Here is an 18,464-nt window from a genome sequence, read left to right as displayed (position 1 = left end):
TTCGGTTGCTCTGTTCTCAAGATTGCTCGGTGCGAGATACGCGCGTTGTATTCAGTACCGACCTCGTATCAGCCTTGAAGGATTTCAACAGAGCCCACGATTTATATTCGTTTTTATTATCGTTTCGGACAGTCCATCGGTCGCGTTAATGTAGCGGGTGAGTTGCTCCGCTGTGGGGGAAAGAGCCTCCTACAGCCAACGACGATCGGTCGGACCCCACCCTTCACCGGTCGTCCACGGCGATAGAGGCCGCCGAGGAACGGACCCGGGTTGAAGGAGATATCCGGGGTGACACAGGTGCTCCCGTGTTGTCGGCGTCTAGCTCGGTCGGTGTGAAATCCGCCACGTGGTCGCACCCGTGTATGACCACTTTTCGATCTCGAGATCGGCGACTGAATCCTGCAGTTGGACGATGAGCGCGCCGATCTGTTTCGGCGAGAGGCCGACGTCGTCGGCGATGAACTTCGCCTTGATGTACGCGTCGCCGTCGGCCGCCTCTTGCCGGAGGTACTCGGCGAGGCGTTCCGACTTCGAGCGGCCCTCAGTCGGTGTCTGCTGCTCGGTCGCCGTCTCGATCGGCGAATCGGTGGTACTCATGTTGAAATCACTCGTGGTCAGCTGGAGGGTTGTGTTCGTGGCCGATGACGACACAGGTCATGTGGAGAGCCAACAGCGCAAGGAGCACCGCTGCACCGTCTGTCGTGTACGCTGCGGGGACGTACGCGAGCGGGAGCAACACCGCCGTCCAGAAGGCGGCAGCTCGGACGCCACCGATAGTCAGTCGGCGAAACTCCATGGCGGCGACTTCCACCGGTGCGGGAACGAGTGAGGGGGACGATTGCGTTGACATCGGGATCACCTGCTTCACTCACCCCGTGGACTGGCGACCCTATATAAACGCCAGACCGTTGCGTTCGCTTCGAGTTAATTAACCACCGTCCCCGACTTTTCATCCCGTTTATCCGTCTCTTCAGACATTTTATGACGGCCGCAAAATCCGCGGGACGGTTTATACGTCGATCTCTGCCGGTTTCCTCCGGCTCCACGGTAAGTCGTTGAACATCGCAGAGTGAGTCTCGAATCCACCCCTTTCGGACGAATCGTCGGTCAAGAAACGCCGTGCGCACACGGTGGTGTACGGTAAGTGCTGAACCTGCGTCAGATCGGATCGGATCAGAACGGATTTCGTCCGTCCGTCGCCGTGAGACGGGTTGCCCCATCCTGGATTGCTTGCTCGACGGCCGTCCGATCCGTCGGAAAAAAAACAGTTGAACACATCAACGGTTCGCTGGATGACGGACGCGTTGCACATAGTATTTGAACAGGTAGAGCCCGTCGACCTCGAACACGTTGACCGGTTCGTGGCTCGCCCGGCGGAACTCCGCCATCTCTCATGGTAGTTGAGACCGTTCACCAGTGGATATTCCCTCAGTAGTCGTCCGAACGGGTCGCTCCGATCCGACCGAAGGTTGATTGGGCCCCCTCGCGGGGATGTGACATGGACGTCTTCGTGTACGGGACGCTCACCGCGCCCGAGCGGGTTCGCGAGCTGCTCGACTCGTTCGCGTTCGTCGGCCCGGCGACCCTCTCGGGGATGCACCTCGTCGAGGGGGCGCATCCGACCCTCGCGCCCGGGGGTCGGACGGCGGGCCGGCTCCTCCGGACCGAGGAGCTGACGCGTCTCGATCGGTACGAGGGGATCGCTGATGGGCTCTACGTCCGGGTCGCGGTGCCGCTTGCGGTCGCCGACGCGTGCGATATCGACAACTACCCTGACGAAGCGGTTGTCTACGTCGGCGACCCCGACCGCCTCGACGCGGCCGCGACGTGGCCGGGAAACGGAGGCTTCCCAAAGCGGGTCGATCAGTATCTCACGAGCGCCGATGTGCGGGTCAGCGTCGACCCCGCAACACCCGTCTGACGGGCGGATGACGCCCGCACAGTCCCCCGATTTCACTTTCACTCCGGTAGGCCCACCTTTTTATTCACGGAGGTGCTCCGTACACCTGCACGTCACACGCGTGCATTCCCCCTTTCCCCCTTCGGTATCCGCCGCGAGCGACGCGTTCGTTTTAATCCCGTCCGGACTCAGGCACAGGTATGCTCTCGCTTTCCGACATCGTCGATGCCCGCGAGCGCGTCGCCGGTGTCGCCCGTCATACGCCGCTTGAACGGTCGCGAACCTTCTCCGAAATGACCGACGCGAACGTTCACCTCAAATTGGAGACGTTCCAACGGACCGGCGCGTTCAAGATCCGCGGCGCGATGAACCGGATCGCGACGCTCTCATCCGCCGAGCGCGACGCGGGCGTCGTCACCGCGAGCGCCGGCAACCACGCACAGGGGGTCGCACTCGCCGCCACGGAGGCGGGCATCGACGCGACCGTTGTGATGCCGCGATTCGCCCCCGTCTCGAAGGTCAAGGCTACGCGCGGGTACGGCGCGAGCGTCGTCCTCCACGGCGTCGATTACGACGAGGCGCAGGCACACGCGCACGAGCTCGAACGCGATCAGGGCCGGACCTACGTCCACGCGTTCGACGATCCCACGGTCATGGCCGGCCAGGGGACGATCGGGTTGGAGGTGGCCGACGACTGTCCCGACGTGGACACGGTCGTCGTCCCGATCGGCGGCGGCGGACTCATCTCGGGGATCGCCGTCGCCGTAAAGGAGCGACTCGGCCACGACGTCCGGGTGGTCGGGGTGCAGGCGGCGGGCGCGTCGACGGCGGCGGACTCGTTGCGAACCGGCGAGCGACGGACGATCGACAGCGTGGACACGATCGCCGACGGGATCGCGACGCGAACGGTCGGCGAGCGGACGCTCGCGGTCATGCAGGAGTACGTCGACGAGGTCGTCGTCGTCGACGACCGGGAGATCGCGCTCGCGCTCGCGCTGCTCCTGGAACGCTCGAAGACGCTCGTGGAGGGCGCGGGTGCCGTTCCGCTCGCGGCGGTCCTCTCGGAGGCGTTCGAGTACGACCCGGACGAGACGATCGTGGCGACGCTCTGTGGCGGGAACATCGACCTCAACCGGCTGACGACCGTGATCCGTCACGGGTTGGTACAGATGGGTCGCTACCTGAAGGTGACGATCGACTTAAAAGACCGTCCCGGTGAGTTGGAACGCGTCTCGACCATCGTCGCCCGCGCGGGAGCCAACGTCTACGCCGTCCACCACGACCGGACGTCCCGTGACGTCGCGGTCAACGCCGCCGAGCTGGAGCTCGAACTCGAAACCGACGACGCCGAGCACGCGGCCGACATCGTCGACGAGTTGGAGGCGCACGGCTATGACGTGACGATCACCACGTAGCGATCACGCGACGATCACCACGTAGCGATCACGCCGTCGCCCGAAGGGGATTCGGCGTCCGCATGACGTGTTATTTAGTCACCATTTTTATATCGGGTCTGATAATTTCGGTGAAGGAGTTATCACCGCATAGAGACGCGACGGCGTATGAACGGGCATGATGAGGAGCGGGATGGTCGTGGGGACCATCCGATCGATATGTCGTCGGCCACGGACGACGGCGACGACACTGGAACCGGCGAGGATCGAACCGTTCACATCAACGATGCCAGCGATACCGACGACACGAACGACACCAGCCATACCAACGGCACAACCGACGACGGCGGGGCGGCAGCGATGTCCGTCACATCAACCAACGGCACGGCGCGATCAACCGGGTCGACGGAAGGTGACGGTCACACTCCCGGGTCGTCGCGAACCTCGACGGACCTCGCGGTGTTTCACGAGACGCTCTCGTGTTTAAACGACGGCGACCTCTCTGCTCGGTTCCCGGAGGAGTCCGCGGATGAGGAGCTGGCCGCGCTTGCCGCCTCGTTCAACGCGTTCGTGTCAGATATCGTGGAGACGCTTCAGGAGGTCGATGGCTTCAACGACGAGGTGTCGGGCGCTGCCAAACACGTTCGATCCACCGTCGTTGAGTCGAAAGCCCGCAGCGGCGACGTGTACGAGTCCGTCGACGACATCGCCGCGAACGCGGCCGATCAGCGGGAGGAAGTCGCGGAGACGGTCGGTGAACTCCAACGCGTCTCGGCGGCCACCGAAGAGGTCGCCGCCTCCGCCGAGCAGGTCGCGACGACGGCCAGTGGGGTCGCCGACCGCGCTGCCGATGGCAACGACTCGGCGACCGCAGCCCTCGACGAGTTGGAAGTCATCGACGAACGGACCGAGACGGCCCTCGACCGCGTCGAGACCTTGGAGACGGAGGTCGCGGCGATCGAGGACGTAACCGACCTGATCCGGGAGATCGCCGACGAGACGAACATCCTCGCGCTCAACGCTTCCATCGAGGCCGCCCGTGCGGGTGCGGCCGGTGCGGGGTTCGAAGTCGTCGCCGAGGAGGTCAAGAACCTCGCGGAGGAGGCGCGGGAGGCAACCGGCGAGATCGAAGCCTCCATCGAGTCGGTCCGAACGGAGACGGATGCGACGGTCGCCGAGATCACCGAGATGCGCGAGCGCGTCGGTGAGGGAATCGCGACCGCGGAGGACGCACTCGGGGCGTTCACCGAACTGACCGAAGACGTCGAGGAGACGACCGTCGGGATCCGCGAGATAAGCTCCGCGACGGACGATCAGGCGATCGCCGTCGAGGAGGCGGTTCGAACGGTCGAGTCGGTCGGCGACGTGGCGGAGGCGACCGCGACCCGGGCGGCGGAGGTGACGACCATCGCACACACCCAGCGGACCTCCCTGACGGAGGTCGTCGCGGGCGCGGCCGCGCTCGAGGATCGAACCGGGACGGTCGAGGACCGCCTCGACGACTACCGGCTGGCGGATTCGACGGGAACAAGCGAGGACGCGACCGTCTTGGAGTTCTGGCATGCCCTCAGTGGAAGCAAGGCTCGGCTGCTGGAGACGTTCATCGATGAGTTCGAGTCAACCGTCGGGGACGTGAGTATCCGTGCGTCCTCAAAAGGGAGCTATCGCGGCGTGTTCAACGCGACGCTCGCGGCCGCCGAGCGCGGCGACCCGCCCGCTATCGCACAGATCTACGAGATCGGGACGAAGCGGGCGCTCGATAGCGGGGCGTTCACTCCCGTCCAGCGACATCTCGATCCCGAGCGCTTCGATCCCGACGAGCTGCTCGATCCGGTCGCCGACTACTACCGAACCGAGGGGCGACTCCACTCGATGCCGTTCAACTCCTCGACGCCCCTCCTCTATTATAACCGGGATGCGTTCGAGCGGGCTGGACTCGACCCCGCCGATCCACCGTCGACCTTCCGCGAGGTGCGTGCGGCGGCCGAGCGGATCGTCGAGTCGGGCGTCGCCGACGTCGGGATCACCTTCGCGAACTACTCGTGGTTCATCGAGCAGTGGTTTTCGGAGGCCGGACAGCCACTTGTTGATGCACGAAACGGGCGGGCGGGAACGCCCACCGAGGCGTATTTCGACTCGCCGGCCGGCACGACGGTCTTCGAGTGGATCACGGCGATGGAGGCCGACGGCCTCTATCATGACCCCGGGATCGAGGCACGCGGGGCCGCACGCGAGGCGTTTCACGATGGCACCGCCGCGATGCTGATCGGCTCGACCTCATCGATGAGCGGCGTGTACGAGGGGGCGTCGTTTCCCGTCGAAACCGGATATTTCCCCGTCGCCGACGAGCGACACGGCGTCGTCATCGGCGGGGGATCGCTCTGGATCGCCGCGGACCTCCCCACCCGTACACAGCGCGTCGCTGCCGAGTTTCTCGCGTGGCTCGCGGCGCCGGAACGGCAGGCTCGCTGGCACCGCGAGACGGGGTACTTCCCGGTCCATGAGGATGCACTCGATCGGCTCGAAGCGGAGGGCTGGTTCACCGAGCATCCGGGCGCTCGTACGGCGATCGATCAACTGCTCGCCGCCGAGGACGGCGTCGCGACGACCGGCGCTCGGATCGGGCCGTTCGACACGGTTCGGACGCTGGTGGCGGAGGCGGCGATCGATGCCCGCGAACACGGCGTCGAGGAGGCGCTCACCCGGTTGAACGAGGGCGTCGAGATGAAACTCGACGCGTACGCAAGAGAAATTGAGTAACGGGGGAGACGGACCGGAACGTCCCGTCGAACCTCACCGCCGCTGCCCGCGTATCCAGACGTATCCACAGGCGTCGAGGTCGAACGTTACGCTGCCGTCGGCGACGTGGTAGTCGCCGTCGCCGACGATGTGTTCGACGGAATCCGGATCGACGTCGAAGCCGACGATCTCCCGCCGCCCCTCGCGCGCGAGGTTGTGCGCACACAGCAACACCCGTCCCTCGTGATCGAACCGATGAACGCGGGTCCCTTTGTGATCCGCCTCCGGAACCGAGTAGTGCCCGCGGGCGATCCCCGGAGACGCCTCCCGTGCGGCGATCAGTTCACGAACCCGCGAGAGCACCGAATCGGGGTCCTCGCGCTGGTCGGCGACGTTGACCCCGTCGTACGCGTACTGCCCCTCGTCGATCACGGGGTTATAACACGCCTCCGGGTCGGCCGCGGAGAAGCCGCCGTTTTTCGAGTCGTCCCACTGCATCGGGGTGCGAACGGCCTCACGCTCGGGGAGCGAGAGGTCGCTCCCCATCCCGATCTCGTCGCCGGACTGCAACGCGACGGAGCCGGGCAGCGCGAACAACAGCGCGTGTGCGACCGCGATCCGGTCCGGGTCGCCGTCGTACAGGTCCGCGAGCCGAAGTCGATGACCCCGCTCGAAGATCCACGAGTCGCCCTCGTCGTCGCCGAAGTACTCCCGGGCGTGTTCGAACGCCTCCTCCGGGAGTTTGAGCAGGTTCCACTCGTCGTGGTTTCGAAGGAAGTTCACCCACGTGCCGACGCCGGAGACGTCCGGAAGCAACTCCTCGGCGCGGTGCAGCGGCCACGTGTCGGCCACGCCGACCGCGTAGGTGAGGTGTGCGTTCATCACGAAGTTGAACTGCAGGTGGAACGCCTCGCCGTCACCGAAGTAGTAATCGAGGTGTTCGGGCTCGTCGTCCGCCTCCGCGAGCAGCACGGCGTCCGCCTGTTCGGCCTCGACGACCGCGCGCATCTCTTTAAATAGGTCGATGGGCTCATCGAGCCCGGGGGCGTCCTCGAGCGTCATCGCGTTGTGCCCTTTCGCCATCAACATCGGATGTGCGGCGTCGATCCGGAAGCCGTCCGCGCCCTGATCGAGCCAGAAGCGGAGGACGTCGTACAGCTCCTCACGGACCGCGGGGTTCGCGACGTTGAGGTCGGGTTGGTGATGGTAGAACTGATGGAAGTAGTGTTTCCCCGCGACGTCGTCGTATGACCAGACGCCGTCTTCATACTCCGGAAAGATATTCCCGCGCTGGTGGGCGTCCTCGAGGTGGCTGGTCCAGAGGTAGTAGTCGTGATACGCCGAGTACGGATCCTCACGGGCCCGTTGGAACCACTCGTGATCGATCGAGGTGTGATTGAACACGAGGTCGGTGAGCACGCGCATCCCGCGGTCGTGGGCGGCGTCGGCGAACGCCCGAAAGTCCGCGAGCGTGCCGAGCCGGTCGTCCACGTCGCGATAGTCGGCGACGTCGTAGCCGTTATCACGCAGCGGGCTCGGGTAGAACGGCCGGATCCAGAGCGCGTCGACGCCGAGCTCCTCGAGATATCCCAGCCGCTCGGTCGCTCCCTCGAAATCGCCCCAGCCGTCGCCGTCCGCGTCGTTGAACGTCTTGATATCGAGCGAGTAGATCGTCGCGTCCTGATACCAATCCGGGTCGGTCATACCGCGGGATACGGATACCGGGGTTTGTACTCTTGCGATCCGGGCTCACCGCCGACGTGGAACGCGCTGACCGGGATCGATCGCGGAAACCCGATCCCACGAGGACGACGCCGTCACCCCTGTGAGCTACGGCGAATCGACGCCGGACCGACCGCCGTCACCCCCGCTCCCACCGGAGCCATCCGTGCCCGGCTCGCCCGCGGATTCGCCAGTGGGTCGTCCCGGCCCGCCGATGTCGACGGTCCGTTGTGAGTTCATCCCGGATCCGGCGGTCGATCGGGATCGGTCGGCGGATCCCGAGCCCCCGGCGTCGGGCCGCCGTTCCTCCTCGACGGGGATCTGATGGGCGGAGTCGGCGAATCCGGCCGAGAGGATCCGGGTCATCCCCTCCTCGACGGTCTCGCCGGTCTCTTCGATCCGTTCCGGTTCGACCTCGATGACGAACCCGGTGGTGATGTTCGGCGCGGTCGGCATGAACAGGACGATCTTCCCGTCCCGGGTCTTCTTGCCGGTTTTGAACGCGGTCATGCGGATGCCGGCCCACGTCTCCAAATAGACGGGACTCTGTAGTTCGTCGGTTCCGGAGAGCGCGGTTTCGACGGCGAGTTTCGAGGCGTTATACACCACGCGGAGCGCGGGGATCCGATTGATCGTGTCGTCGATCGCCGACTCCGCTACCCGGCCGAACGTCGTTCGCATGAGGTATCCGACCGCGAGCACGAGCGTCGTGAGGACGGCGACGGCGATGATCACCCGCGAGACGGGCAACAGCGCCTCGGGAATGATCGCGGGCTGCAGCGCCTCGATGAGCGGAATGGAGGCGATGTAGATGTATATCCACCGGATCACGAGCAGAAGAACGAGCAAGGGGGCCAACACGATCAGCCCGCTCGCGAAGTCGCGTTTCCACGTAGACATCTATGCGAGTATTATGCGATCGGGACCCTTAAGAGGGCTTCTACGCGTTCGTCGCGTGGCAGTCGACGGAAGCCACACGGCGACACCTCAGCGACCGATGACGGCCCGCGCGGCGAAAAGAACGTTCTCTTTCCGCTCGCGGACGCGTCGATAGAAGTACGAGAGCCATTTCTTGCCGTATGGCGCGTACTGGACGACCCGCACGCCCTGTTTCGCGAGGTCCCGCTGGGCGTCCTCGCGCACACCCGTCAGCATCTGGATCTCGTAGTCGGTGCCGTGTTCGTCGGCCAGCCGTCCGGCGAGCGAGATCATCTCCGGATCGTGGCTGCCGACGGCGACACCCTGCTCGCGGTTCTCGAAGAGGTATTCGATGTCCCTGCGATATGCCTCGTTGACGTCCGCCTTGTCGGTGTAGGCGACCGACGCCGGTTCGTCATATGCGCCCTTGACGATCCGGATCTTCCCGGGCACGTCGACGAAGCGTTCGAGGTCATCGCGTGTCCGCTTGAGGTTCGACTGGAGACACTGCCCGACGCTCCAGGGATACTCCTCGGCGATCGACTCGAAGGCATCGAGGGTGTCATCGGTCGTGTCGACGTCCTCCATGTCACACCAGACGAACGCGTCGCGTTCGTGAGCGTGGGCAACGATCTCACGGTAGTGCTCCTCGAAGAGATCGGCCGAGACGTCGAGGCCGATCTGTGACGGCTTCACCGACACGCACGCATCGAGGCCGCTTTCGGCGATGTCGTCGATAAGCGTGAGATACGTGTCCGTATCCTCGCGTGCCTCTGCGGCGTTGTCGTAGTGCTCCCCGAGCAGGTTGAGGATCACCGAAATATCATCCTCGTTGTACTGGCGGGTGTGTTCGAGCGCTTCCGGGATGGTCTCGCCGGCGACGAATCGGCGTGCGATCGGAAGGATCATAGAGACCTATATCCGCGGATCCATCTTGAGGATTCACACGTCCATGGTCGGGGGGATGTGCGGACGTCCAGGAGCGGCAGGTATGCGGACGTCCATGGTCGGCAGGTATGCGGACGTCCAGGATCGACGGGTGCGCGGTACCGTGTACGGGTGCGGCCCGCCGATCACGACCCGTCGTCGGTCGGGACGCCGGGGAGGTTTCCTTCCTCGTCGAACCGTTTCGCACGAAGGAACCGCGCACGGTAGCGATTGGCGGGATCTTTGAGGTCGGCCTCGCGGATCGCTTCGGTGCGGCCGTCGGCGACGGCGTCGATGATCGCCTCCAGCTGCTCCTTCTCGCTCGGGGTCAACGTGAACTCGTAGGATTGCTCGTCCTCGCCCTCGAGCCGTGTCCATTTTCGAGCCGCGGAGACGACCAGCGAGCACGGTTCACGACACGGAAACACGCCGTCACCGCCGTCGACGTCGAGTTCGGTCTCGTCGTCATACTGCCACTCGCGGCGTTTGAGACACTGTGAGTCCGCACAGCACGCCTCCGCGACCCAGTTCACGTGCTCGTGACCCTCGCCGCGGTCCCACGTCTGCACCACGCCATAGATCCCGGACTGCCGATCCATCGTCTCACGCCAGTGGTCGACATCGAGCCGCCCCCCGCGTTCGCGGTGCCAGTTCGCGACCGTCGCCGGATAGATCGCCTCGACGACCTCGTACACATCGCGGTGATCCAGATCGGGGAAGACCCACCCGGCCCGCAGCGTCGGCGCGGTCTTCAGGGGTCGATACCGCCCGTCGGCATCGAACGTCACGATCTCTCGGGCATCACGCGGCTTCTCGTGGGCGTCGAGGTCGTCGACCGCGGCCGTCGCGTCGTCGGCGTGTCGCACGTCGTACCGACGGTCGCCGCGATCGGTGAGCGTCGTCGTCACCCGCAGCTGCCCCCACTCGCGGACGATTCCCTCGGCGAGCGCGGCGTACCGCGCTTCGACCGAACGATCCTCCGCGGCCTCCAGCCAGCGGACGAACGCCCGCCGCGGCGTGTCGGCGCCGGCGACCCGCTCGTAGAAGTGCCAGTTCGTGACGTGGGCGGCGTGGTCGGAGGCGACCTCGTGGAGGTCGCGCTCGGATTCGGCGCGGAAGCGCTCCCCGTCGACCTCGATGACGGTCGCGCCGTCCTCGCGGGTCGCCCGTAATCCCTCGAAATCGATCGCTGGCGCGTCGGACGAGCCGTCCGCCGAAACCGCCGCGAGCAACGCGTCGAAGGCGTCGCCCGGAAGGTCGACATCGATAGCGGCGGTCGGCACGCCGTCGGTGGATGTCTCCGGCACGGGTCAGTCCCCCGTGGCGACGCGGGTCGTTTCACGGACGGTCGCTACCGCGTCGTCGAGGTCGGCGCCGGCGTCGGCGGCGCGTTCGAGGATCACGTCGGCCATGAGCGGCTCCGTCCCGACGGCGCCCGCATACCAGATACGGGTGTCGTCGACGGCCGTCGGCACGTCGTAGCCGTCGCGGTAGTCCTCACAGAGCCCGACGTCCTCGGGGATGTCCTCCTGGGTGTGATAGCCGTCGGCGATGAACAGCGGCACGAGGACGACGTCCTCGCTCTCGAAGTGCTCGGGGAGGTCGTCGACCTCGGGCTCCTCGTCCATGTAGAGGGTTCGGACCTCGTCGAAGCGGTCGCGTTCGCGGATCCGGTCGGCGTGGTACTCGATCGCCTTCGCGCTGTTCGCGTTGCGCTCGGTGCCGTGGCCGACGACGGCCAGCCCGAAGCCCTCGCCGACGTCCGGGTCGTCCGTCACCGATTCCGCCCGGCGGACGATCACGTCGCTCATCGCCCGGTGGGTGCCGACGGGGCCACAGTAGTGAACCTCGCGGTCGATGTCCTCGGCGACGAGCGTCGCCTGGTCCGCCGAAATCCCGTCGGAGTCCCATTCGGAGACGTCCCAGCCGGCGAGCCGGAGCTCCCGGGGGATCACCTCCTCGGTGAAGTAGCCCTCGGAGATGAAAAGCGGGACGACGTAGATCTCGTCGCCCTCGACGGTTCGGAGCACCTCCCTGAGGTGTGGCTCCTCCTTCCAGAAGCCGGTTCGGACCTCATCGAAGGCTCCAGACGCGCGTATCGTGTCGGCGTGGGCGTACGTCGGCGCGCTCGAATCGGGATTGAGGTGTGAGCCGTGTGCGACGATGACGAGCGACTGCATACCCGAACTGGGGTCGCGCCGGCCTTAGGGACTTCGGAGGCGGTCGGATAGGGGGGCGGGAGCGGCCGGCGGTGTGTGGGCTCAAGCGTCGGGAAGGACGCGGAGCCGGTAGCCCGCTGCAGCATCCCGGTCGGTCACGCGACCGTGTTCGATGGCGGCATCGAGTATCTCGGCGACGAACGCCTTCGGCACCTCGACGGCGATGAAGTCGGTCCCCTCGCGGTTCGTGGTGAGCCGCGCCATCGTTCTGGCCGTCCCGTCGTCGTTGTAGATGCTCCCGACCCGCTCGCCGTCACGGCGGAACCGAAGGGTGACGTCCGTCGGTTCGAGCACATCGAAGCTCACCTCGAAGATACGGTCGGCGGATTCGAGCCGTGCAAGCGTGTGACCGGCGTGTTCCGTGACGATCGTCTCCATATCCCTGCTTGGTGTCGCGCGGGCTTTATTCGTCCGCCGGCAGATGGTCGGGTATGTCACTGGCAGCCGACGTCCGCGAGGCCGTTCGGGAGCGACCGTTTCTCCGCTCCGCGCTCCGTGCGGGCCTGCTCAACTACGCCGCGGCCGCATCGTGGCTCGCCGAGGACGCCGACCTCGATGGCGGCACGGACGCCATCGCGACGGCACTTCGGCGGTACGAATCCGAGCTGGCGGCGTATGCGACCGAGCGCCGATCCGCGACGGTCTCCATGCGAAGCGGCGTGGGGATCGTGAGCGGCGGCGATGCAGCCGAACCGGAAGACGGCGACTCCGAACCGGCAGCGCCGCTCCTCCGTGTCGCCGGGGCCGCCGTTACCGACGACGGCGATCACACCGCGATCCTCGCGACCGGCGACGTCGACACGCGCGCGCTCGCAGCCATCCTCGGGCGGCTCGCGGCGGCCGATGTCGATGTCGCGGCCGCCGGCGTCGTCGCCGACTCCCTCGTCGTGGTCGTGTCCCGTCGGAACGGTGCGACCGCCGTCCGGATCGTCGAGGCGGCGCTCGCGGCGGTTCCGACGGCGTGACGTGAATCGCTCCCGCGTCATCACTTATATACAATCTCGTCGTCCGCAGCACTCGTTTGGGTCGATGTGCCCGTTGTTCGGTAGCGTTCCAGCCCCACGTTCGGTATCCTTCCACTCGCGGTCGGCGCGCGTGAGACGAGGGCGAAGCCCGAGGAACGCGCGCGAGGGAGCCCACGGCTGGCGGACGCCAGCCGTGGCGAGGCTGGGGAGGTGTGAGGACATAGCTAATAGAGGCCGGGGAGCGCCGCGACCAACCACCCTCGTGCGGCTCACCCACACCGAGTCCCGCGCGATCCGACGATTTAAAAGGGCTTCCGCGGGTAGCCATCGCCGATGACCCTCGTCGTTACCGACACCCTCGCGGACGAGCGCGTCGAGTTCACGGCCGATGGCGACGTGACGCTGTACGTCTGTGGGCTCACGGTGTCGGACGACCCCCACCTGGGGCACGCCCGGCTCTGGTTCCACGCCGACGTGCTCCACCGCTGGCTCGAACACCTCGGCTACGACGTCCAGCACGTCGAAAACGTCACCGACGTCAACGAGAAGATCACCGCCCGCGTCGGCGAACGCGACGACTGGACCGCGGAACGCGACGTCGCCGAATCGTTCACCGAGACGACCTTCGCGGCCATGCGCGGGCTCAACCTCCGTCGCGCGACCGTCTATCCCCGCGTCACCGAACACGTCCCCGAGATCATCGAGCTGATCGAGACGCTCATCGAGAAGGGCTACGCCTACGAGTCGAACGGCTCCGTCTACTTCGACGTCACCCGGTTCGACGAGTACGGATCCCTCTCGAATCAGGACCTCGAGGAACTGGAAGCTCAAGGCGACCCGGACGAGCGCTCCGACAAGCGCAACCCGGCGGACTTCGCGCTCTGGAAGGCCGGCGGGGTGTCCGAAGGGGCCGCCCGCGAACACGCCAAACACGACCACGGCGAGTCGACCCCGACCGGCGAGACGTGGGAGTCACCGTGGGGCGAGGGCCGTCCCGGCTGGCACATCGAGTGCTCCGCGATGTCGATGACCCACCTCGGGGACACCCTCGATATCCACATGGGGGGACGCGACCTCGTCTTCCCGCACCACGAAAACGAGGTCGCCCAATCGAGGGCGGCGACGGGCCAGCCGTTCGCCCGCCACTGGCTGCACGTCGGCTTACTGGAGATGGACGGCGAGAAGATGTCCTCCTCCATCGGCAACTTCTGGACCGTCCCGGATGCGTTAGAAGAACTCGGCGTCAACGTCGTCCGGACCTTCTATGCGGGGGCCGCCTACCGCTCCGAACAGGCGCTCACCGAGGGGACGATCGCCGAGGCGGAGCGGCGCTGGGAGCGGCTCTCCCGCGGGCACGAACGGGCCGTCGAGGCGCTCGATTCGACCGACGCCCGGAGCAAGGCCATCGACGACGACCTCCGGAAGACGGTCGAATCCACGCGAGCGGACTTCGAGTCGGCGATGAACGACGACCTCAACCTCCGGGAGGCGACCGCCGCGCTCCTCGAACTCACCGACGCGGTCAACCGGCACGTCGAGGCCGCCGCGACCTACGATTACCGCGGCCTTCGCCGGGCAGTCGAGACGTTCGAGGAGCTCGGCGGCGACGTCCTCGGCCTCCAATTTGACGAGCCGTCCGACGGCGACGTGACGCTCGCCGGTGAGCTGGTCGAACTCGTGTTGTCGGTCCGCGAGGCCGAACGTGAGGCGGGCAACTACGAGCGGGCCGATGAACTGCGCGATGCCCTCACGGCCGTCGGCGTCGAGGTCGAGGACGGCCCGGACGGCGCGACCTATCGGTTCGACGGCTGACCGGTCCGCTCAGCCGAGAAGCGATCGGAGCGACCGTCGGCCGACCCCGCACCGCTCCTGATACGTACAGCTCATACAGCGGTCGTCGTCGACTCGCGGCGGTGGCCCATCGATGGCGCGAACCGTCCGCAGCGCCCGCCGGTACGCCGCCTTGCGACGAACCGTCAATGTGACTTCGCGGACAACGCCGACCGTCGGGTACTCGACGTACGCCCGCGGGACGGGACGCTGTTGCTCCCACGCGAGCGCCTTCGCGGCCGCAACCGCGCGGACCGACTGTGGCTTCCAGACCCCTCGCTCCGGCGGATCGCCGGGGGAGACGATGACGGGCGCTTGCGGGACGTGTGCTGCCGTCCCGTCCGCCGGCGCGTCGTCATCGCCAACGCCGTCGAACGAACCGTCGTCGTGTGTGGCCGCTGACGGGCCGTCGTCGTGTGCGGCCTCGGACGGCGCCTCGATCACCTTCCACACCAGACCGTGACAGTCACGTCCGGAGACGAAGGCCCGCTCCCGGAGCGGATCGACGAGTCGGTCGTAGATCGGCCGCCGTCGGAGCCGATCGAGGTTCCGACGGTACGTCGCGGGGGATCGGCGGATCGGCAGCCGGCGAAGGGTGGCATCCGACGCGTCGACGAGGTCGGGGTAGCGGAACGCGAGGTCGATCCGTTCGCGTGCCCCGGCCGGGATCGATCGGTCCTCCTCACGGCGGGCGTAGTAACACTGCCGTGGGCAGAACGCCGCCCGTGCGAGATCGCTGAAGGGGATCACGAACCGGAGTGGCGTCGGTCACGTATATAAGGTGTAACCCGGGACACCACGTCCCTCCCGGAGCCATCACAGCGAGACGTCGGTCTCGATGTCCTCGGTCGCGTCGCGGAGGCCGTCCTCGCGGGCGCTCGTCGCGTAGGATCCCTCGATCGCGGCGTCCGTGAGGAGTTCGTGAAACTCGTCGCGGAACCGGTCGCTCACCCGCGTGGACGCGAGATCCGCCCGAACGACGGGGACGTACCGTTCGACGGTCGTCACGTCGACATCGAGTTCGGCAGCACACGCCGCGGCCGAACGACCCTCGTCGACGAGCCGCGTGAGTCGTTCGTACGCGAACGGCGCGTCCCGGTCGGCGTCGTCGACGAGGTGAAGATCGAGACGCGCGGTCCGAACGGTGTCGGCGTCGAGGGAAAGGTCGGCCGCGATCTCTTCATCCGTCGCCGCCGCTTCCAGATGTCCTCGGGCGATCCGTGCGTACGTCTCGTCGTCGAGATCGGTACTGAATCCGTCGCGATCACGCATCGTCGCGATCAGTTCCGCGAGGCGTTTCGCGACGACGTCCGCATCGCGGTCCGTCAGCGAGCCACGCGACTCGATCTGTCCCTCGGTCACGGTCTCCGTGCCCGTAGCCTCCAGAAAGACGTCGCGAAGCTCGGCGGTCTGTTCGTCCATGTGTCCTCAGTAGGCCGGAACGAATAAAAAGCGTCTCGGCGGAACACCGCGGATCCTGCGGTTCGTTCGGACCGACACGGGAGATGGCCCACCATGTCGTCCGAGATAGCGATATTCGAGGTGCCGTCTCGTAAACCATGATATTAAAGTGGGTTTACCGCGGAGCCGTCGTCATGGAAACACGCACCGAAGCCGTCGACCTCGTCGGCGACGACGCGGCGATCAACCTCGCTCGCGCCGCGCTGTTCGCGGCGTTGGTCGGCGCGTTCGCATACGTCTCGTTCCCCTTCCCGTTCTCGCCGGCGCCGGTCACCCTCCAGGTGCTCGGCGTCTTCCTCGCCGGGATCCTTCTCGGGCCGGTGTGGGGCGGCGTGGCGCTTTCGTTCTACCTGGTTGCGGGGGCGCTCGGGGCCCCCGTCTTCTCGGGTGGGTCGGCCGGGCTCGGGACGTTGCTCGCGGAACCGACGCTCGGCTACCTCTGGTCGTATCCGATCGCGGCGGCGCTCGTGGGCGGGATCGTCCACCGTGGAACCACCCTTCGGAACCCGCGCGAGATCGGGGTGGCGACGCTCGTGGGCGCGATGGTCGCCGGCACCGTCGTCATCTATACCTTCGGCGTGATCGGGATGGCGGTCGTCCTGTCGCTCACCCTGCCGGAAGCCTTCCTGCAGGGGGCGGTCGTCTTTCTGCCCGCCGAGGCGGCGAAGATCGTCGCCGCGATCGGGATCTTGCGGTCCGACGCCATCGCCGCCGCGTGAGGATGACTCGACGAGACGTTGGACGGTCGACTGATCCTTGCCCTTGCCATCGGGGTAACCGTCCGTGATCGAGCTGTCGGGCGTCACCTGTCGCTACGGACCGGGAGGCGACCGACGGGCGGGTGGCACCGACCCCGGTGACGGGGACACGCGGGCAGGCGAGACGCGGAACGGGACGACCGCTGGAGAGGGTGGAGTCCTCGCGGTCGACGACGTGACGCTCTCGATCGACGACGGCGAGTTCGTCGTTATCGCGGGCGCGAACGGCTCCGGGAAGACGACGCTCGTGCGGACGTTCAACGGGCTCGTGCGACCGACAACGGGAACCGTCGCGGTGAACGGTCGGTCGGTCGAGGAGGACCTCGTCGCCGCACGCGAGGCGGTCGGGATGGTCTTTCAGGACCCCCGCGACCAGCTGGTCGCCGCGACGATCGGCGCGGACGTCGCCTTCGGACCGGAGAACCTCGGGCTTCCACGCGAGGAGATCGACCGGCGGGTGCAGGCGGCGCTCGCGGCGGTGAACCTCTCCGGACGTGAGGACGACCGGATCGCGACGCTCTCGGGGGGCGAACGCGAGCGGGTCGCCATCGCTGGGGCGCTCGCGATGGAGCCGGATCACCTCGTCTGTGATGAGCCGTTCACCGGCCTCGATGAGCCCGCCCGACGGAGCGTGCTCGACCGCGTACGCACCCTCCACGGGGACGGGACCGGGATCGTCATCGTCACCCACGACCTCCGTGACGTGTTCCCGCTGGCCGACCGGATCGTCGGCCTCTCGAACGGCCGCGTCGTCGTCGACGGCCCACCGGAACGGGCCGTGGCGTCGCTGCCCGGGATCGACGTCCGGGTTCCGGCACGATATCCCCCGGACACCGGGGCGGACGAAACCGGTCGCTCCAAGCCGTGACGCTCTCATACGTTCCCGACGACACGCTCGCACACCGGCTCGATCCCCGCTCGAAGCTCCTCTTTCAGGTCGGTTTCGCGGCCGCGGCCTACGCCTACACGACGCCACGCGGGCTGGTGGTCCTCACCGCCGTCGCCGCGGCCGTGCTCGGGCTTGCCGGTGGCGGTCCCCGGTCGCTGTGGAGCTATCGGTTCGCGTTGCCGTTTCTCCTCGTCGCACCCCTCGTCGCGGGCGCGACGCTCGGCGATCCGTGGTTTCGAACCGATCGGGCGTTCGAGACGTCGCTCGCGAGCTATCGGGTGCTCCTCGTGTTGGCCGTCGCCGCCGCCTATGTCCGCTCGACCCCGGTACGGGACTCGCGCGCCGCCATCCAGCGGACCGTCCCCGGCCGGGCCGGGGTCGTCCTCGGCGTGGGGGTCGCGCTCGTGTTTCGATTCCTGCCGCTTCTGACGCATGACCTGCGGACGACACGGGAGGCCATCGCGGCCCGCGGCGGCGACCGGCTCCCGGTCCACGTCCGGATGCGACTGGTCGCGACCGCGGGAATCAATCGGGCCTTCGAGCGGGCGGACCGTCTCGGCGTCGCGCTCTCCGCACGGTGTTTCGCGTGGAACCCGACGCTGCCGCCGCTCGCGTTCGGTCGCCTCGACGGGGTCGTACTCGCGGTAAGCGTCGGCTTGCTCGTCGTCGCGGTCGTGTAAGGGCAAGTCGACCCGCCAGTCGGCAGCGGTACCGACGAGCGTCAGTGATCGGCGGTACCGAC

At 66.8% G+C, this 18,464-nt stretch carries 18 protein-coding genes; 8 read left to right on the top strand and 10 right to left on the bottom strand.

Features of this window, described 5'->3' with window-relative positions:
* Positions 1 to 318: 318 nt before the first annotated feature.
* On the bottom strand, positions 319 to 597 hold the full coding sequence (locus CHB65_RS08035; protein WP_089384538.1) for a DUF7123 family protein: 279 nt from the start codon (positions 595 to 597) through the stop codon (positions 319 to 321).
* 7 nt (positions 598 to 604) lie between these two features.
* Positions 605 to 850 (bottom strand): hypothetical protein, encoded by a 246-nt coding sequence (locus tag CHB65_RS08030; RefSeq protein ID WP_089384550.1) that lies wholly within the window; start codon positions 848 to 850, stop codon positions 605 to 607.
* A 648-nt stretch (positions 851 to 1,498) separates the two neighbouring features.
* Here CHB65_RS08030 and CHB65_RS08025 point away from each other — a divergent pair.
* The 3 genes from CHB65_RS08025 (at position 1,499) to CHB65_RS08015 (ending at position 6,054) form a co-directional block, all read left to right on the top strand.
* Positions 1,499 to 1,921, top strand: a complete 423-nt coding sequence (locus CHB65_RS08025) for a gamma-glutamylcyclotransferase family protein (protein WP_089384537.1) — start codon at positions 1,499 to 1,501, stop codon at positions 1,919 to 1,921.
* Positions 1,922 to 2,100: 179 nt separating this feature from the next.
* Entirely contained in the window at positions 2,101 to 3,315 is a 1,215-nt protein-coding gene (gene ilvA / locus CHB65_RS08020) for a threonine ammonia-lyase (RefSeq protein WP_089384536.1), read from the top strand.
* Between the two features lie 147 nt (positions 3,316 to 3,462).
* Entirely contained in the window at positions 3,463 to 6,054 is a 2,592-nt protein-coding gene (locus CHB65_RS08015; RefSeq protein WP_143420379.1) for a methyl-accepting chemotaxis protein, read from the top strand.
* 33 nt (positions 6,055 to 6,087) lie between these two features.
* On the opposite strand, the gene CHB65_RS08010 is transcribed toward CHB65_RS08015, so the two are convergent.
* The 6 genes from CHB65_RS08010 to CHB65_RS07985 all read right to left on the bottom strand — a co-directional run bounded on the left by CHB65_RS08010 (position 6,088) and on the right by CHB65_RS07985 (position 12,197).
* Entirely contained in the window at positions 6,088 to 7,737 is a 1,650-nt protein-coding gene (locus CHB65_RS08010) for an alpha-amylase family protein (protein WP_089384535.1), read from the bottom strand.
* 126 nt (positions 7,738 to 7,863) lie between these two features.
* Entirely contained in the window at positions 7,864 to 8,655 is a 792-nt protein-coding gene (locus CHB65_RS08005) for a DUF502 domain-containing protein (protein ID WP_089384534.1), read from the bottom strand.
* A gap of 87 nt (positions 8,656 to 8,742) precedes the next feature.
* Positions 8,743 to 9,582: a proline dehydrogenase family protein gene (locus tag CHB65_RS08000; RefSeq protein ID WP_089384533.1), complete on the bottom strand. Its 840-nt coding sequence runs from the start codon at positions 9,580 to 9,582 to the stop codon at positions 8,743 to 8,745.
* Between the two features lie 164 nt (positions 9,583 to 9,746).
* Positions 9,747 to 10,907, bottom strand: a complete 1,161-nt coding sequence (locus tag CHB65_RS07995) for a DR2241 family protein (RefSeq protein ID WP_089384532.1) — start codon at positions 10,905 to 10,907, stop codon at positions 9,747 to 9,749.
* A gap of 3 nt (positions 10,908 to 10,910) precedes the next feature.
* The gene (locus CHB65_RS07990) at positions 10,911 to 11,780 is read right to left on the bottom strand and encodes a CbiX/SirB N-terminal domain-containing protein (protein ID WP_089384531.1); all 870 of its coding nucleotides are present in this window, start codon (positions 11,778 to 11,780) and stop codon (positions 10,911 to 10,913) included.
* 81 nt (positions 11,781 to 11,861) lie between these two features.
* A complete protein-coding gene (locus CHB65_RS07985) occupies positions 11,862 to 12,197 on the bottom strand; it encodes a hypothetical protein (protein ID WP_089384530.1) in 336 nt (111 codons plus the stop codon).
* A gap of 53 nt (positions 12,198 to 12,250) precedes the next feature.
* Between CHB65_RS07985 and CHB65_RS07980 the strand changes: the two genes are divergently transcribed.
* Together CHB65_RS07980 and cysS are read left to right on the top strand one after the other, a co-directional pair.
* The gene (locus tag CHB65_RS07980) at positions 12,251 to 12,784 is read left to right on the top strand and encodes a DUF7523 family protein (protein ID WP_089384529.1); all 534 of its coding nucleotides are present in this window, start codon (positions 12,251 to 12,253) and stop codon (positions 12,782 to 12,784) included.
* 333 nt (positions 12,785 to 13,117) lie between these two features.
* Entirely contained in the window at positions 13,118 to 14,596 is a 1,479-nt protein-coding gene (gene cysS, locus CHB65_RS07975; RefSeq protein WP_089384528.1) for a cysteine--tRNA ligase, read from the top strand.
* A 9-nt stretch (positions 14,597 to 14,605) separates the two neighbouring features.
* On the opposite strand, the gene CHB65_RS07970 is transcribed toward cysS, so the two are convergent.
* Together CHB65_RS07970 and CHB65_RS07965 are read right to left on the bottom strand one after the other, a co-directional pair.
* A complete protein-coding gene (locus CHB65_RS07970) occupies positions 14,606 to 15,364 on the bottom strand; it encodes a CRISPR-associated protein Cas4 (protein ID WP_089384527.1) in 759 nt (252 codons plus the stop codon).
* Between the two features lie 66 nt (positions 15,365 to 15,430).
* Positions 15,431 to 16,036 carry a hypothetical protein gene (locus CHB65_RS07965; RefSeq protein ID WP_089384526.1) on the bottom strand — a complete coding sequence of 202 codons (606 nt, stop codon included), beginning with the start codon at positions 16,034 to 16,036 and terminating at the stop codon, positions 15,431 to 15,433.
* Between the two features lie 173 nt (positions 16,037 to 16,209).
* On the opposite strand from CHB65_RS07965, the gene CHB65_RS07960 reads away from it, so the two are divergent.
* The 3 genes from CHB65_RS07960 (at position 16,210) to CHB65_RS07950 (ending at position 18,402) form a co-directional block, all read left to right on the top strand.
* Complete coding sequence (locus CHB65_RS07960; RefSeq protein WP_089384525.1) at positions 16,210 to 16,794, top strand: biotin transporter BioY; 585 nt, start codon at positions 16,210 to 16,212, stop codon at positions 16,792 to 16,794.
* A 64-nt stretch (positions 16,795 to 16,858) separates the two neighbouring features.
* Positions 16,859 to 17,701: an energy-coupling factor ABC transporter ATP-binding protein gene (locus CHB65_RS07955; RefSeq protein ID WP_089384524.1), complete on the top strand. Its 843-nt coding sequence runs from the start codon at positions 16,859 to 16,861 to the stop codon at positions 17,699 to 17,701.
* Positions 17,698 to 18,402, top strand: coding sequence for an energy-coupling factor transporter transmembrane component T family protein (locus CHB65_RS07950; protein ID WP_089384523.1), 705 nt, complete (start codon positions 17,698 to 17,700; stop codon positions 18,400 to 18,402). Before CHB65_RS07955 ends, CHB65_RS07950 begins: the two co-directional genes overlap by 4 nt.
* The last annotated feature ends 62 nt before the right edge of the window (positions 18,403 to 18,464 follow it).

It is taken from the genome of Halorubrum vacuolatum, assembly GCF_900188065.1.
GTDB lineage: Archaea > Halobacteriota > Halobacteria > Halobacteriales > Haloferacaceae > Halorubrum > Halorubrum vacuolatum.
Note: the sequence above shows the minus strand (reverse complement) of the source record. Positions and strands in the feature narration are given on the sequence as shown.